This window comes from Methylobacter sp., from assembly GCF_004322395.1.
Taxonomy (GTDB): domain Bacteria; phylum Pseudomonadota; class Gammaproteobacteria; order Methylococcales; family Methylomonadaceae; genus Methylobacter_A.
In genome coordinates this window covers 1-15,162 of the sequence record NZ_SCTW01000039.1, presented here as the reverse complement: position 1 = coordinate 15,162, position 15,162 = coordinate 1, and the positions used below count along the sequence as shown (strand labels likewise).

The 15,162-nt window shown below is 45.0% G+C and carries 16 protein-coding genes; 9 read left to right on the top strand and 7 right to left on the bottom strand.

Annotated elements, in window-relative coordinates:
• The first annotated feature begins 5 nt into the window (after positions 1 to 5).
• The 6 genes from EPO18_RS05580 (at position 6) to EPO18_RS05555 (ending at position 6,178) form a co-directional block, all read left to right on the top strand.
• The gene (locus EPO18_RS05580; protein ID WP_292431684.1) at positions 6 to 794 is read left to right on the top strand and encodes a MotA/TolQ/ExbB proton channel family protein; all 789 of its coding nucleotides are present in this window, start codon (positions 6 to 8) and stop codon (positions 792 to 794) included.
• On the top strand, positions 791 to 1,219 hold the full coding sequence (locus EPO18_RS05575) for an ExbD/TolR family protein (protein ID WP_292431681.1): 429 nt from the start codon (positions 791 to 793) through the stop codon (positions 1,217 to 1,219). The genes EPO18_RS05580 and EPO18_RS05575 overlap by 4 nt, the downstream gene beginning before the upstream one ends.
• Before the next feature lie 182 nt (positions 1,220 to 1,401).
• Positions 1,402 to 3,564, top strand: a complete 2,163-nt coding sequence (locus EPO18_RS05570) for a TonB-dependent receptor (RefSeq protein ID WP_292431678.1) — start codon at positions 1,402 to 1,404, stop codon at positions 3,562 to 3,564.
• Between the two features lie 184 nt (positions 3,565 to 3,748).
• Complete coding sequence (locus EPO18_RS05565) at positions 3,749 to 4,417, top strand: PepSY-associated TM helix domain-containing protein (RefSeq protein WP_292431675.1); 669 nt, start codon at positions 3,749 to 3,751, stop codon at positions 4,415 to 4,417.
• A 241-nt stretch (positions 4,418 to 4,658) separates the two neighbouring features.
• Positions 4,659 to 5,303 (top strand): MlaC/ttg2D family ABC transporter substrate-binding protein, encoded by a 645-nt coding sequence (locus EPO18_RS05560; RefSeq protein ID WP_292431674.1) that lies wholly within the window; start codon positions 4,659 to 4,661, stop codon positions 5,301 to 5,303.
• Positions 5,303 to 6,178: a zinc metalloprotease HtpX gene (locus tag EPO18_RS05555; protein WP_292431671.1), complete on the top strand. Its 876-nt coding sequence runs from the start codon at positions 5,303 to 5,305 to the stop codon at positions 6,176 to 6,178. The genes EPO18_RS05560 and EPO18_RS05555 overlap by 1 nt, the downstream gene beginning before the upstream one ends.
• A gap of 4 nt (positions 6,179 to 6,182) precedes the next feature.
• On the opposite strand, the gene EPO18_RS05550 is transcribed toward EPO18_RS05555, so the two are convergent.
• On the bottom strand, positions 6,183 to 8,588 hold the full coding sequence (locus tag EPO18_RS05550) for a Lon protease family protein (RefSeq protein WP_292431668.1): 2,406 nt from the start codon (positions 8,586 to 8,588) through the stop codon (positions 6,183 to 6,185).
• Between the two features lie 478 nt (positions 8,589 to 9,066).
• On the opposite strand from EPO18_RS05550, the gene EPO18_RS05545 reads away from it, so the two are divergent.
• From EPO18_RS05545 to EPO18_RS05535, 3 genes are all read left to right on the top strand, one after another.
• Positions 9,067 to 9,279: a DUF2934 domain-containing protein gene (locus tag EPO18_RS05545; RefSeq protein WP_292431666.1), complete on the top strand. Its 213-nt coding sequence runs from the start codon at positions 9,067 to 9,069 to the stop codon at positions 9,277 to 9,279.
• Between the two features lie 161 nt (positions 9,280 to 9,440).
• On the top strand, positions 9,441 to 9,653 hold the full coding sequence (locus EPO18_RS05540) for a cold-shock protein (RefSeq protein WP_292431663.1): 213 nt from the start codon (positions 9,441 to 9,443) through the stop codon (positions 9,651 to 9,653).
• 53 nt (positions 9,654 to 9,706) lie between these two features.
• A complete protein-coding gene (locus tag EPO18_RS05535; protein ID WP_292431660.1) occupies positions 9,707 to 10,249 on the top strand; it encodes an HPF/RaiA family ribosome-associated protein in 543 nt (180 codons plus the stop codon).
• 387 nt (positions 10,250 to 10,636) lie between these two features.
• Here EPO18_RS05535 and EPO18_RS05530 read toward each other — a convergent pair whose 3' ends face one another.
• The 6 genes from EPO18_RS05530 to eno form a co-directional block, all read right to left on the bottom strand.
• On the bottom strand, positions 10,637 to 10,858 hold the full coding sequence (locus tag EPO18_RS05530; RefSeq protein WP_292431657.1) for a hypothetical protein: 222 nt from the start codon (positions 10,856 to 10,858) through the stop codon (positions 10,637 to 10,639).
• Between the two features lie 396 nt (positions 10,859 to 11,254).
• Positions 11,255 to 12,274: a tRNA pseudouridine(13) synthase TruD gene (truD, locus tag EPO18_RS05525; protein WP_292431654.1), complete on the bottom strand. Its 1,020-nt coding sequence runs from the start codon at positions 12,272 to 12,274 to the stop codon at positions 11,255 to 11,257.
• Between the two features lie 180 nt (positions 12,275 to 12,454).
• Positions 12,455 to 12,928, bottom strand: a complete 474-nt coding sequence (gene ispF, locus EPO18_RS05520) for a 2-C-methyl-D-erythritol 2,4-cyclodiphosphate synthase (RefSeq protein ID WP_292431651.1) — start codon at positions 12,926 to 12,928, stop codon at positions 12,455 to 12,457.
• Entirely contained in the window at positions 12,925 to 13,617 is a 693-nt protein-coding gene (gene ispD, locus EPO18_RS05515; protein WP_292431648.1) for a 2-C-methyl-D-erythritol 4-phosphate cytidylyltransferase, read from the bottom strand. Before ispD ends, ispF begins: the two co-directional genes overlap by 4 nt.
• An 81-nt stretch (positions 13,618 to 13,698) precedes the next feature.
• Entirely contained in the window at positions 13,699 to 13,968 is a 270-nt protein-coding gene (locus EPO18_RS05510; RefSeq protein ID WP_292431646.1) for a septum formation initiator family protein, read from the bottom strand.
• Between the two features lie 93 nt (positions 13,969 to 14,061).
• On the bottom strand, positions 14,062 to 15,162 hold a 1,101-nt coding region (gene eno, locus EPO18_RS05505), incomplete at its 5' end, for a phosphopyruvate hydratase (RefSeq protein WP_292431643.1).

Genomic DNA, 15,162 nt, shown 5'->3' with positions numbered 1-15,162 from the left:
TCATCATGCAAGCCGAATATCTCTTAGACAACCTGAAATTCATCACTCAGGGCGGTGCAGTATCCATGGCCGTAGCGGTGGCTCTGTTGGCGATGTCCATCGGAAGCTGGACTTTAATGGTCATAAAAGTCATCCAGGCACGGCGCATAAAAAGGAGTAGCGCAAATTTTTTAGAACGTTTTTGGCAAGCCTCTGCGGCAACCCCATCATCAATGGCGACCGCCATAAACGAAGATTTGCAAAAAGCGGAAAATCCGTTTGCGCGTCTTGCCATACAAGGCATTAACGCGGCCAATCATCATAAACATTACACAGCACAACTCTTGGCGAAGCGCGTAGTTACCGCCACAGAGAGTGGAAATGCCTCGTTGCAGCAACATTCCCGGCATGATGAATTTATTGCCCAGGCCTTACGTCGCGTTATCGGCCAGGAAGCCATGAAACTGGAAACCGGCCTCACCTTATTGGCTTCAGTCGGTAGCATCGCACCTTTTATCGGATTATTCGGTACAGTCTGGGGGATTTACCATGCGCTCGGCACTATCGCAGTCGGCGGCCAAGCCACGGTAGACAAAGTCGCGGGCCCGGTCGGCGAAGCACTGATCATGACCGCATTCGGTCTGGCAGTAGCCATCCCAGCCGTACTCGCCTATAACGCTCTGGTACGCGAAAACCGCCTGTTAATGGGAGAAATAGAGACTTTCGCCCACGATCTGCATACGTATCTGACCACAGGCGTACCGTTAGCCACCGCGCATACGGCGGAAATGACACCGGTGGAGGTGTCATTATGATGGGCTCAGGCGGATTCGGCGGCGATAATCACCATACGCAGCCTATGGCGGAAATCAATACGACGCCGATGGTCGACGTCATGCTGGTATTGCTGGTTATCTTCATCATTACCGCGCCGCTGCTCACCCATTCAATCAAAATCGACCTGCCGCAAGCCGGTAGCCAGTCCACCCCTGAAAAACCCGACATCGTCAGCCTGTCGATTAATGCGGAAGGCAAACTGTTTTGGAACGATGCGGCATTTGAAGATACGGAGCTTGCCTTACGGCTGGAACAAGAGGCGCAGAAACAGCCCCAACCTGAGCTGCACATTCGCGCCGAGCGCGTGACACCCTACCAGAAACTGGCAGAGATCATGTCGGCTGCACAGAGCGCCGGGATAGCCAAAATCGGCTTCATTACCGATCCGACGCAGAAAAAATAATGCTTCAAGCGTATTCATAACCTCAACTTAAAAAATAGCGGCTCCTACATTGAACCTATCATCAACTATTTGAACCGAAGCTCAACCTTCAAACCGATTCAATGAGCCCGCGAATATCTTTAGCCACCCAGCAGTTTTAGCCAGGCAGCCATTTTTTTTCATCAAAAATTGCGAGAATAGACATGATTAAAAGAACCAAGCATCGCCTAGTCCGGTGTACTGCATTGCCAATGGGCATCGCTTTGAGCGGTATAGTGATGGCTGCCGAACCTACCATTGCAACACCTGCAACAGAAAAAAAGGAAATCACCCTGCCGACTGTCAAAGTCAAAGCGGCGCGCGCGAAAAAACCTAATGAAACCAAAGGCTATCTGGCCAAAAGTAACTCAACCGCAGTCAAAACCAACACGGCCCTGATCGACCTCCCGCAGTCAATCACCGTTATTACGCAAGAATTGATCAAGGATCAAAACATGCAGAGCATAGCCGATACGATTCGCTATGTACCCGGTGTCGGCATCGCTCAAGGAGAAGGTAATCGGGATACCCCGATTTTTCGCGGCAATAGCTCGACTTCAGATATGTATGTCGACGGCATACGCGACGACGTGCAGTATTTTCGCGATCTTTACAATATCGAAAGGGTCGACGTACTTAGAGGCCCTAACGCGATGATTTTCGGTCGCGGCGGATCAGGCGGCTTGATTAACCGCGCCACCAAGCAGGCGGATTGGAAGAATAATCGCGAAATGAGCTTTCAGATCGGCTCCTTCGATAAATACCGTCTTACCGGCGACTTCGACCAAGCCGTTAACGATAACGTCGCCGTACGCCTTACCAGCATGTGGGAGAACTCCCGCAGTTACCGCGACAATTTTGATGCAGGACGCTGGGGCGTCAACCCAACCTTATCCTGGATGCCCACCGAGCAAACCAAAGTTTCGTTAGGCTATGAACATTATGAGGATAGCAGAACCGCAGACCGAGGCATTTCCTCGTTCGGAGGCCGTCCTGTCGACACCGATCCATCTACTTTTTTCGGCGACCCGGACCGCAGCCCAACCTCGGCAATAGTCGATTCTTTCAATGCCGTTCTGGATCACGACTTCGGCGGCGGCGTTTCGGTTCGCAACCGCACCCGTTACGCCATGTATGATAAGTTCTACCAGAACATATTTCCGGGCGCGGTCAATGCTACCGGCACCCAAGTCGCAATCTCAGCTTACAACAACGATACCCAGCGCGAGAATTTCTTCAACCAAACCGATTTAACGTTTTCGCTGGACACCGGGCCTTTTAAGCACAAGTTGCTGGCCGGCGCCGAGTTCGGCAGCCAGGAAACCGATAACTTCCGGGAAACCGGCTTTTTTACCGCTGTGGGCCCTAACGCTACGTCGGTCAATGTTCCGTTGGCCAATCCAAGATATACAGGCCCAATTACATTTCGCCAAAACGCTACGGACGCGAATAACCATGGCGTGACGGATATCTATGCGGGCTATATGCAGGATCAAGTCGAATTATCCAAACATTGGCAGGCTATTTTTGGTTTACGCTACGACCGTTTTAATGTCGACTTCACCAATAATCGCAATAACCAAATCATCAGCACGACCGATGACCTTTTATCGCCTCGCGGAGGCTTAATTTACAAACCGTTCGGCGACAACTTCTCCTTATATGCCAACTACAGCATCGCTTATGTACCGAGGGCGGGCGAACAATTGGCATCGCTTTCGTTGACGAACGCGGCGCTAAAACCGGAAGAATTCAGAAATTACGAAGTGGGAACAAAATGGGATATTCGTCCCGATCTGTCGGCAACGCTGGCCTTATATCAGCTTGACCGCCTAAACGCCCTTGCTACCAACCCCAATAATCCGGCGGTATCGTTTTTAGTCGACGGTCAGCGCACACGCGGCATAGAACTGGGTTTGAGCGGCAACATTACCGACGCTTGGAAAGTCTTCGGGGGCTATGCTTACCAAAATGGCGAAATCACCAAAAGTATTTCAAGCTCCGCGTTGGCTGGCGCCACCTTGGCACAAGTACCGGAACATACCTTCTCGCTGTGGAATCGTTATGACATCACATCGCAATGGGGTGTAGGCTTGGGCTCGGTATACCGCAGTAAAATGTTTGCGGCCACTGATAATACAGTCACCCTGCCCGGCTTCCTCCGCTTCGATGCAGCCACTTATTACAAGGTCAATAAAAATATTCAACTACAAGTGAATATCGAAAACCTGTTCGACAAAAAGTATTACGCTTCGGCCAATAGCAACACCAATATCACACCGGGATCACCGATCGCTGTCAATGCAGGCATCAGTGTGAAGTTCTGAGACTCTGTCTTTTATGATCAGCGCAAACCTCATAAAAATCGAGGATAATGGATTAGAAAACAAATTCTGTCATTTTCTAGGAAGTACTAATGCGTTGTCCGATAAAAGCGGCTTCGCGGTACAGATGTTTTTCTTCAGCCGGGCGGGATACGTAACGCCCGGTCTTATTTAATCTATGGAGATCATGATAATAATGAATGTGCAAAATCCGGGGACATTGGTTCAGAAGCCTAAACGACTGCCATGGCTCAAATGGCTGCGCCGCATCCATGCTTGGGTCGGGCTGTGGGGTGCGGCGTTGGGTTTGTTGTTCGGCGTTAGCGGCATTTTACTTAACCACCGTACGGTGATGAAGATTCCGGCAGCGCAAATGGAACAGTCGCAAGTCGAACTGGCTTTACCCACGCCGCTTCCGAATGACGCAAAAGCCTTGGCGACATGGCTGCAAGCGCAGTTAAACATCAATCGGGAACCCAGCAAGATTTCTACTGAACCGGCAAAAACAGTGACTTGGGCTGGTCAAAATATCCAACAACCCAGCCAGTGGCGAGTGGATTTTCACAGTCCGCAACATTCAGTGAACGCCGAATACTGGGTTGGTAATACTTATGTTTCGGTAAAGCGTCAGGATGCAAACATTTTCGCATTCATTACTCGATTGCATAAAGGCGTCGGCATGGGAACTGCTTGGATATTGCTGGCCGATACGCTGGCCGGCGGCTTGGTGTTTCTTTCCCTGACCGGCCTTTTGTTATGGACTAAGCTGCACGGTTCACGCTTAGCTATGGCCGGATTGGGGATGACTTCATTTGGACTGGCGATATTTGTCGTGCTGAGTTCACTGTCATGGTAAACAGTATGCTAAAGGATAGCGCTATATCTCATAATATAAATCCACCATTTCGGCAGCTAATTGTCAATACGCAATCGCCCCAGCTTGACGCTCTATCAGATCTATCGGCATCATGATATAAACTGGAAATACAATAAAAAGCAGCGGAAAGTCATGCAAAGATGACAAAAATAAAATAACTCTCCTTATTTGCCGTTATTCAATAGACTAATCCAGATGATTATTTGAGAACCGGGTAATTATGCAAAATCGAACTAAACAATCTACAGTATTTATTTTATTTTTTGCCTTATTATTCGGTTTAATATTTACTGATAAAGGAATTGCTGAAGTTTTGCAGCCTCCACAACAAGTCATACAAAGTGTTTCAACACAATTACAGCAAAAACTGAAGGACAAAACCTTTACCAAAAATTTTGCTCAGGTTACAGAGTTCGTTAACGGCGTTATTTCCTTACATACGGATTTCGACAAAATTGCGCCTCTAGTGCTTGGAAAACACTGGAAAGCAGCAACGGCCGACGAACAGGAGCGTTTTAAACATGAATTCCAAACACTGATAGTAAGAACCTATTCCAGAGCATTTATAGAATATAACGACTGGACAATACGCTTCCTGCCTCTTGAAATGGCGGATGAAACCACCAAAGTCATCGTAAAAACAGAAGTTATTCAACCAAGTCAACAGCCTGTCAGTGTAAATTACCGAATGTTTCTGAGCAAAGGCGACTGGAAAGTCTACGATATTTTAATTGACGGCGTGAGCTTAGTGACAAATTACCGTTCAACATTTAACGACGAAATTCAAACAAAAGGTTCATTAAGCGCCGTTATTGATGGGCTAGTTAAACGTAATGCGGAAGCGCTTTCCGCAAAAGATTCTTAATGGCAGTTAACCACACATTAAAAAACCTCCTACATACGTTGGTGCTTTTTCTTTGTATGGGGGGCATTTTGTCGTTAGTAGGTTTTATTTTAGCCGGAATAGAAGGCATTTTATGGGCTGGTTTTTTAGGTGTCCTGATACTGATCATCAGTCCGAACATACCGCCATCTTTTATTTTTTCGATGTACCGCGGCAAATTACTATCTGAAAATAATGCACCGGGCCTTTACCAGATAATGCAGGATCTGTCCGTTCGCGCCGACTTACCCGCACAGCCCAAGCTTTACTACCTGCCCAGTCGACTGATGAACGCCTTTTCTGTTGGCACCTCCGCAAATTCGGCAATCGGTCTTAGCGATGCGCTGCTGAATGGGCTAAGCATGCGGGAAATTATTGCGGTACTGGCACATGAAATCAGTCATATCCAGCATAATGATGTGCGTGTGATGACCTATGCCGATGTGATCAGCCGAATCACCAACACTTTATCCATAACAGGATTTTTGTTAATTCTTATAAACTTGCCGCTATATTTTTTGAATATGGTTACGATTTCCTGGTCTGCATTAGGTATACTCATTGTGGCTCCGACAATTATGAGTTTCCTGCAACTTTCCTTATCTCGAATGAGAGAGTTCGATGCCGACCGTCAAGCCGTTTTATTAACCGGCGATCCCGAAGGCTTGGCGATGGCATTAAGTAAGTTGGATGCCTATGAAGCTTCAATTTTCGCCATTCTATTGGGCCGAGGCTATAACCCATCAACCCCTTCAATTCTTAGAACGCATCCAGGCACCGAAGAAAGAATTAAGCGCTTGCTAAGTTTAAAAGCCCACCAGCATCACCCTACCAGTCCATTCTCAAATCGCGGTTAAGTCGTTAACTACCTGACTTATAATCCTCTCTACCAATAAATTCTTTTTTAATTCTGGTAAATTGCAATAACTGAGCTTCAACCTGACCGTTAAACGAATCATGCTGGTAAACGCCTTGTTCATTAAGAGCGCCCGAGTTCATGTCGGTAAGCAGCTCAACGGCATCATCCACGGTTGTTACTGCGTAGATATTGAAATGACCGGATTGAGCAGCGTGCACCACATCCCAACGCAGCATTAAATGCTTAATATTGGTGGCGGGAATAATGACGCCTTGGGTACCGGTTAAGCCTTTTTTGACGCAAATATCGAAAAATCCCTCAATTTTTTCATTAACTCCGCCAATTGGCTGAACATTCCCCAGTTGATTAACTGAACCGGTGATAGCCAGATCCTGCCGTAACGGAATTTGGGCGACTGAGGATAAAATTGCGCAAAGTTCAGCCAAAGATGCGCTGTCGCCTTCAACATGCCCGTAGGATTGTTCGAAAACCAAACTGGCCGCTAAAGAAAACGGCGTTTTTCTGCAATACCGGGCGGCGATAAAACTCGACAATATCAATACGCCCTTTGAATGAATAGCCCCGCCTAATTTAGTTTCACGTTCGATATCCACCATTTTTCCACTGCCTAAACGGGTAGTTGCGGTAATCCTGGAAGGTTGCCCAAAGCTGAACTCACCCAGTTGCATTACCGAAAGACCGTTAACCTGTCCGGTAACCTTGCCTTCAGTATCTATTAATACCGTGCCTCGATGAATATTTTCGTACAGCTTTTCCCTGATTTTATCCAAACGGTGAGTTTTATGATCAATGGCCTGTTGCACATCGCTGTTGGTAATTTGCTCGTGCCCATTATGCCCCGCCCAATAATCCGACTCTGTTAACAAGTCTCTTATACTACGCAGATGGGTTATCAGTTTTTCCGCATCGCCGACCATTCTTGAACTATGTTCTATAACCCTGGCGACAGCGTTTTGGCTAAGCGGGCGCAATTTTTCGCGGCGGGCGATAGTCGCCAATAACCGGACGTAGTCATGATCACCCTCTTGCCTTGCAACTGTTTCGTCAAAATCAGCCGCTATTTTAAAAAGATCGTGAAACTCAGGATCATATTGACTTAACAAATAGTAAATTAGCGGCTCACCCATCAGGATGAGCTTTACATTAAGTGGTATAGGTTCCGGCTCCAGCGAGGTGGCGCTGATTAGGCTAAGTGTATGTTCCAACGATTCAATACGGATTTCGCCCGACTTCAAGGTTCTTTTAAGAGTTTCCCAAGCGTATGGCTGAAACAGTAGTTTCCGGGCATCGATAATCAAATAACCGCCATTGGCTTTATGTAGCGCACCGGGCTTGATCATCGTGAAATCGGTGACTAACGATCCCATGTAAGCTTGGTGATCTATCCGTCCTACAAGATTGTTGTAATTCGGATGATCTTCATAAATGACCGGCGCCGATTTCTTGCCGCTAAAATCCACCATTAGATTAACGTAATAGCGTTTAAACGGATTGGATTCCTGGGCCATTTCCATAAAAGGCAGCATTTTTTCGCTACGAGGAAGAAAATCCAGGACATGCTCAATAATATCTTTTTGAGCATCATTCAGATAATTAAGAACGGTTTCCTGTTTGGCGTATTTTTCAATCAGGTCGTCTATGGAATGATTGACAGCCTGTTCCGCAACTTCCCGATTAAGGGCTTGCAGTTTACGTTTGGTTTCCTTACGCCAGATGGGAAAGTTTTTTAACAGTTTTGCCAAGCGTTCCTGCAAGTCGAAAATGGTTTTTTGTATTTCGTGCTGCTTGTCTTTATCAAACTTATTGAATTGCTCTGGGCCGATAATCTCGTTATTTTCATTCGCAGGTGAAAACGCATAGCCGGTTGCGGTTTCTGTGAGAAGAATATGGGCGTTCGCTGCCTCTTCACGTAATTGACTGAGTTCATTTATTTCCCGTTGCCGCGATTCGCTTTCAAGCTCGCCCGCTCTGGAACGGTATTCTTCACCGTCGAACGCCGAAGGGATCGCAATGCTCAGCTCGTCGATCAGCTGCGTCATGTCGTGTTGGAAAATCTTGCCTTGCCCCGGCGTGAAGTTAATAACCTTCGGTTTAGCCGGCTGGCTAAAATTATTTACATAACACCACTCCGAAGGAATGTCTTGCCGACTCGCTTCGTGTTCGACTAATTGTCGTATGGTAGTCAGTTTACCGGTGCCGGAAGGGGCCATTGCAAAAATGTTGTAACCGTTTTTATGCATGCGCATGCCTAATTTGACAGCTTCCACAGCGCGTTGCTGGCCAACGGTAATATCGATGTCTTCCAACTCCTCGGTGGAATTGAATTTTAATTGCTCAACATTGCATGGTTTATAGAGTTCTGAAGGATTTAATGGTGTATTTTTCATAGTTATATACTCTAGGTAGAAAACTCAGTTCATAATTGATAGCGTTAAATGTACGCTATCTGCACTTGGTGAAAAAATATACCTTATTAAAATTATCTATAACTATTAAGTTAATAATAATTATAAAATCATAATATGATCATAACCGCAATTTAACTATGTTTCCAGAACATTGTTGTAACCTTTAACAAAGCTTTATTCCTGCTTATGTTTTATCTTAATCAGCTTACGAATAACTACTTACATAATCCGCCTACGTATAATTACTTACACAATATAAAATCGCGTATTTTGCATCATTCCCATCAAACTTTAGACTGCATAGATAAAGTTTAATTTATTTATTTTTTGTAAAATTACGGCCAAACTAAGTATTTGCACTAATATATTTATTGTAGATTTTTTGTTTAAATGCTTACCGTTAGATTTTTCTACGCTTTGTCTAAAACGCTAGATTAATCAAGCAATTTAGCTATGAATGGGAAAGAAAATGAGAGCGGCTGTTAAAGAAGTAAATTTAAATCCCAAAGGGGATTCTACGCCGATCAATCTTCCAGACTGTTACACCAAAATTGCTGAGCTTGCCTTTTACAAGGCGGAGAAAAGAGGTTTTGAACCGGGCCATGAATTTGATGACTGGATAGAGGCTGAACTGGAATTTAGAGAAATGAAGATTAAAAATACCCATTAATCACAATTTATTTAAATTCTTTCAATTAACTTATATGTTTTTGGAGATATTATGAAAACCAAATAATACTGCTCTATTATCTGTCGAGTAAATATATTTCATTTACCGAAAATCAAAATTAATCAACTTCTCAATTACAAATTATTATTTAGGATATTATTATGTCTACAAAATCTAACACCGGTACAGTTAAATGGTTTAACGCTAGCAAGGGCTTTGGTTTCATCGAACAGGAAAAAGGCCCTGATGTTTTCGTTCATTACAGCAACATCACCACCACGGGGTTCAAATCATTGAGCGATGGGCAAAAGGTGCAATTCAATATAACGCAAGGAAAAAAAGGCCCGCAAGCTGAGGATTTAATAATTCTTTAATATCACAATAGACAACTCATCCTCATGTTTAACCTTAATATAGCAGCTAAATTATGCAAATCCCGTTACAAATTACTTTCCGCGGAATACCCCACTCTGACGCTGTTGAGGCTAAAATCCGCGAAAAAGTAAGCAAGCTGGATAGATTCCATTCGCATATTATGAGTTGCAGGGTTGCGGTGGAAGCCGAGCACCACCGCCACCATCAAGGTAATCAATATCATATTCGTATTGACCTCACTACTCCGCATAAAGAACTGGTCATCAGCAGGGAACATCATGACAAAAAAGCCTACGAGGATATTTATATAGCCATACGCGATGCCTTTAATGCGGCGATAAGACAGCTGGAAGATTACGCGCGAGTTCAGCGAGGCAAAGTTAAATCGCATGACTTGCAATCTACCGGAACTGTTATTCGGTTGTTGCCGGAAAAAGATCACGGTTTCCTTACAGCAGAAGACGGTCATGACGTTTATTTCCATCGAAACAGTGTCACGGGAGATGGATTTGACGCGTTGAAAGTTGGCGATGAAGTACGCTATATTGAAGAAGATGACGATCAAGGGCCCAAAGCCAGCATTGTTTATCCATAATCAGGATGTTACTGAACACTTTCTATGTTTTTATGCTGCCAATACATCCTCGGTATGATTGATTTTTACTCTAAATCTTTAAAATCATGCCGGGTTTCTTCAATTTTAAATCGATATGTTTTGGCATCTCCAATAATCGAAAAATTTTTGATAACGGCGATAACGGCTATTCAGGCTTTTAATACGTTTAGCATGTTTAATTGGACACCAAAATTGCTCTGTGCGCCCAGCTATTTTCTGTAAATAACCAAACAAACCATTAACATAACTACAATAAGCGCAATTAATTTTTTCTATGGCATTTAAATAATTAAGATATTGTCTATCGAAAACAATATAGTCATGCTTTTTTACTTTCGGTATACCATACAGAGGAAAACAAATTGCTTAGTATAGACTGATAGTTATGCCCATTAATGCTACAGGAATAATACAGCCCCATATAAATGGGATAGTGATGATGTTTTTTAATTTTGCATCAGTTATATATTTTAATAATTGTTTGGAATATTCTTTTAAAAATTCTTCTTGCTGTTTTTGTAACTCACCAACCAGCTCATTTTCCAAGGCTTTCATTTTATCCAATAATACTTCAAGCTGAGTTGGCATAATCGATTCCCTTGCCAAAAACGATCAGAAAAATGATAAAAATCAATAAAATAAATAATAGTACATAATCATAATTTATTTATATTGATTTAATTTAATTTAATTTAATTTAATTTTTAGCGCATGATCCTATATGTATTACTCATATATTTTTATATGACCAGTTCAAGTATTGCACAGAAAAAGTAACCTGACTATTTTATTAAAAAATATTATAAAAAAGATATTTTCCCTTTCAATTTGCTAACGCAGATGAGTTGGCAGGATCTTTTATTCAAAACCAGCCAAAACGGTTAAGTTAAATATTTTATTTTACTGCTTTTTTCAAGTGAACGATAAAGAGCGATTGCTCAAGACGGAAATACCAGAACAGTAACAGCCCTGCTTATAGCCTTATCATACGATAAGTTCGCGCAGCACCGACGTTGCGTAGCTTCCCGCAGACAAGGTAAAACAAAGCTCCAGTGTTGCGCTGTCAACGAACTGCCAGCATAAATCCTGCACATTAACCCTTAACGCGCGCCTGTCCCGGTCAACACCACTCGCTATCAAACCCTTAGCCAATTGTTGGTGGGCATCGATGACAGCTTGCTCAATATCAAGTGCATCAGCCGAAATATCGGCATCTCCCTTGCCCCATAGCACCCCGGTAGGATGAATTTCTTTTGTCGTTAATCGACGTATGATTTCCGCGTCCGGCTGATACGATTGGAAACAACTGTGCGACAAGTCGAATTGGTAAGTATCGCCCGCAACCGGTTGGTTCCAGCTATTTTGTGTAACCCGCTCAGCCAAAATCAGGTTGAACAAATAAGACCGAGCCGCCGACAAATAAATGCTGCGTTGCTCCCGACCCACTTTTGCCCCCTCAAACATTGCCAAAGCCCTACTAACATTTTGGCCCTCATTTCCAAAGCGTTGCGAGCCGAAATAATTGGCGATGCCGTTGACTTTAATCTGCTCCAGTTGCTGAATAGTTTCTGCTTGATCGCCCTGCCAGTTGCGGATATTCAGTTTAAAGCTGTTGCCTGACAACACGCCGCGCTTCAGTTTTCTGGCATGGCGGACAGCGTGCAACACTTTGGCGCTGTCCGATTCGAACCGTGTCCAGTCGGGATCGGCTTTACCGGGCAACCAGACGCTGAACCATTGAGTCGTGACTGCGTACCGGTCTTTTAAGCCCGCGTAACTGACATCGCGTTGTCTGACATTCGCAAACCTGGACAATTGTCTGGCGACATATTCGGTATTTTCGCCTTTTTTCTCTATTTGCAAGAAAGCGTGTTCGCCAGCGCCTGACGGCTCAAAGGACAGGTTTTCCTTAACGATAAAGTCTTCGGGCAAGCTTCGGATTTTGCCGGTGCCGGACGGCCCACCGTAAACATAAGGCCAGACGGGGATTTCAATGTTTTGCATATGCTTAGATAAATCATTTCGTCCACGAAAAACACGAAAATCACGAAAATTTTCAATTAGCAACCTTTAGAGGTCATCGCCAAGGGGGCAAGTACAGTCAATGCAACGCCCTGTTTTATTTCGTGCCTTTCGTGTTTTTCGTGGACAATTGCGATTTTTAAATTAGGGGAAATAGCCCGGCTATTTTTCGATCAGGACTATCGCTTGTACGGCAATGCCTTCTTTGCGTCCTTCAAAGCCCAGCTTTTCGGTGGTGGTCGCTTTGACGTTGATGCAATCGACATCTACATGCAGATCATCGGCGATATTACGACACATCGCGGCGGTATGCGGCGACATTTTCGGCGCCTGGGCAATGATGGTAATGTCGGCATTGACCAGTTTGTAGCCTTTGTCCTGTACGATGCCGTAAACATGGCGCAATAAAACGCGGCTGTCGGCACCTTTAAATTCGGGATCGGTATCGGGAAAATGCTTGCCTATGTCGCCCAGGGCCGCAGCTCCCAATATCGCATCGCATAGTGCGTGCAAAACCACGTCGCCGTCGGAATGCGCTTCCAGGCCTTGTTCGTAGTCTATTTTCACGCCGCCTAAAATAACTTCTCCGCCGTCTTTGAAGCGGTGTACATCGTAACCTTGGCCTACTCTAATCATTGCTGCTCCATATAAAATTGCGCTAGTGCCAGGTCTTCCGGGCGGGTGATTTTAATATTATCGGGACGGCCCTCGACGATTTTTGGCCGCAATCCCTGTAACTCCAGAGCACTGGCATCATCGGTGATGGCAGGGTTGCCTTGAGTTTGTTCCAATGCAGTTTTTAACATGCCGTAACGGAACATCTGCGGCGTCAATGCACGCCAGATATGGCTCCTATCCATCGTTCCGGTAATGGAGTTACCCTGAACTTGTTTCAAAGTATCCGGAGAAGCCAAAGCCAGAATCCCGCCCACGTCGTCGTTAACCAGCGTATCGATAAGATGACGAATGTCGGCCGCCGTAATGCAGGGTCTGGCCGCATCATGCACCAGTACCCAGTCGTCATCGGATGCTTGCTCTCTGATAGTCTTTAATCCAGAAAGCACGGAATCCGCCCGCTCTTTGCCGCCGGGAGCTGTGATGATGTTTTTATGCTGCGATATTGCCAGATCAGGCCAATAAGGGTCTTCTTCTGAAACCGCAACGGCGATCGCGGCAAAAACATCGGCCTGCAACAAGCGCAGCAGGGTATGCTCGATAACCGTTTTTCCGGCAAGTTCCAGGTATTGTTTAGGCCGGTCGGCCTGCATACGTTTGCCGACACCGGCAGCGGGGACGATAGCCCAGAATTTTGTTGAATTGGTCATTTGGAAAAAAGATAAAAGACGAAAGGCAAAAGGCAAAAGGCGCATGCTTTTTTCGCCCTTAGCCTTTTGCCTTTCGTCTCATCACTCAAGCACATGAAAAAACGTTTCATCCTCTTTAATCATCCCTAATTCATCCCTTGCCCGTTCCTCAATGGCTTCCTGTCCTTTCCTTAAATCCAGCACTTCGGCGTAAAGCGCTTCATTACGCTGTCTTTTTTCTTCCACCTGCTTTTTTAAATCATCAAGGCGTTGTTGATAAGCATCGATCTGCGCAACGCTACCGTCGCCAATCCATATCCGATATTGAAAATGGATAATTAACAGAATAATGATCGCAATGAAGATTTTCATGGACGAGGCAAAAGGCTAAGGGCAAAAGGCTAAGGACACAAGACTCATGGTTTCCATCTTTTGTCTTTCGCCTTTCGCCCTTCGCCTGCTTTTTTACAGCATTTTAAACGCGCTACGACCTGCGTAAACTGCCAAACTACCTAATTCTTCTTCAATCTTCATCAGGCGGTTGTATTTCGCAACACGGTCCGAACGGCTTAAAGAACCAGTTTTGATTTGCCCTGTGCCTGTGGCAACGGCCAAGTCGGCAATCGTAGTGTCTTCAGTTTCGCCTGAACGATGCGATACAACAGCTGTATAGCCTGCCGCGTGTGCAGTGTTAATCGCGTCCAATGTTTCAGTTAAGGTACCGATTTGGTTTACTTTAATCAGGATTGAGTTCGCAATGCCTTTCTCAATACCTTCTTTTAAAGTAGCAGGATTAGTTACGAATAAATCATCGCCGACCAATTGAACTCTGTTGCCTAATTTTTCGGTTTGATCTTTCCAGCCGGTCCAGTCGTTTTGATCCAAACCGTCTTCGATAGAAATGATTGGGTATTTATTAACCCATTCAACGAAGAAATCGTTCATTTCAACTGAGTTGAAACTTCTGCCTTCTGCCGATAACTCATAACGGCCGTCTTTGTAGTATTCGGAGCTGGCTGCATCCATACCTAAGAAAATATCGACACCGGCTTTGTAACCTGCTTTTTCAATCGCTTCCAAAATAACTTCAATAGCTTCTTCATTAGAAGATAAATTAGGTGCAAAACCGCCTTCGTCACCGACTGTAGTTGCCAAACCTTTTGCTTTTAAAACTTTGCTCAGGTTATGGAAAACTTCAGCGCCGTAACGGATCGCTTCACGGAAAGTCGGCGCGCCGACCGGCAGGATCATGAATTCTTGCAGGTCAACGCTGTTGTCGGCATGTGAACCGCCGTTGATGATGTTCATCATCGGCACCGGCATGACGAATTTGCCGCTGGTGTTCAGATGACGGTATAAAGGTACGCCCGCTTCCTTAGCTGCTGCGTGAGCCGCCGCCATTGATACCGCCAAAATAGCGTTAGCGCCTAAACGGCCTTTGTTTTCAGTGCCGTCCAGCGCGATCATTTTTTTATCGATGCCGGCTTGATCGGCAACGTCCATACCGACAATCGCATTGCGAATTTCAGTATTAACATTGTTAACAGCTGTTAATACGCCTTTACC

What these genes read in the sequence shown, in the direction of transcription:
- EPO18_RS05580 (WP_292431684.1), top strand. Translation starts at nt 6, where the DNA reads ATGCAAGCCGAATATCTCTTAGACAACCTGAAATTCATCACTCAGGGC.
- EPO18_RS05575 (WP_292431681.1), top strand. Translation starts at nt 791, where the DNA reads ATGATGGGCTCAGGCGGATTCGGCGGCGATAATCACCATACGCAGCCT.
- EPO18_RS05570 (WP_292431678.1), top strand. Translation starts at nt 1,402, where the DNA reads ATGATTAAAAGAACCAAGCATCGCCTAGTCCGGTGTACTGCATTGCCA.
- EPO18_RS05565 (WP_292431675.1), top strand. Translation starts at nt 3,749, where the DNA reads ATGATAATAATGAATGTGCAAAATCCGGGGACATTGGTTCAGAAGCCT.
- EPO18_RS05560 (WP_292431674.1), top strand. Translation starts at nt 4,659, where the DNA reads ATGCAAAATCGAACTAAACAATCTACAGTATTTATTTTATTTTTTGCC.
- EPO18_RS05555 (WP_292431671.1), top strand. Translation starts at nt 5,303, where the DNA reads ATGGCAGTTAACCACACATTAAAAAACCTCCTACATACGTTGGTGCTT.
- EPO18_RS05550 (WP_292431668.1), bottom strand. Translation starts at nt 8,588, where the DNA reads ATGAAAAATACACCATTAAATCCTTCAGAACTCTATAAACCATGCAAT.
- EPO18_RS05545 (WP_292431666.1), top strand. Translation starts at nt 9,067, where the DNA reads ATGGGAAAGAAAATGAGAGCGGCTGTTAAAGAAGTAAATTTAAATCCC.
- EPO18_RS05540 (WP_292431663.1), top strand. Translation starts at nt 9,441, where the DNA reads ATGTCTACAAAATCTAACACCGGTACAGTTAAATGGTTTAACGCTAGC.
- EPO18_RS05535 (WP_292431660.1), top strand. Translation starts at nt 9,707, where the DNA reads ATGCAAATCCCGTTACAAATTACTTTCCGCGGAATACCCCACTCTGAC.
- EPO18_RS05530 (WP_292431657.1), bottom strand. Translation starts at nt 10,858, where the DNA reads ATGCCAACTCAGCTTGAAGTATTATTGGATAAAATGAAAGCCTTGGAA.
- truD (WP_292431654.1), bottom strand. Translation starts at nt 12,274, where the DNA reads ATGCAAAACATTGAAATCCCCGTCTGGCCTTATGTTTACGGTGGGCCG.
- ispF (WP_292431651.1), bottom strand. Translation starts at nt 12,928, where the DNA reads ATGATTAGAGTAGGCCAAGGTTACGATGTACACCGCTTCAAAGACGGC.
- ispD (WP_292431648.1), bottom strand. Translation starts at nt 13,617, where the DNA reads ATGACCAATTCAACAAAATTCTGGGCTATCGTCCCCGCTGCCGGTGTC.
- EPO18_RS05510 (WP_292431646.1), bottom strand. Translation starts at nt 13,968, where the DNA reads ATGAAAATCTTCATTGCGATCATTATTCTGTTAATTATCCATTTTCAA.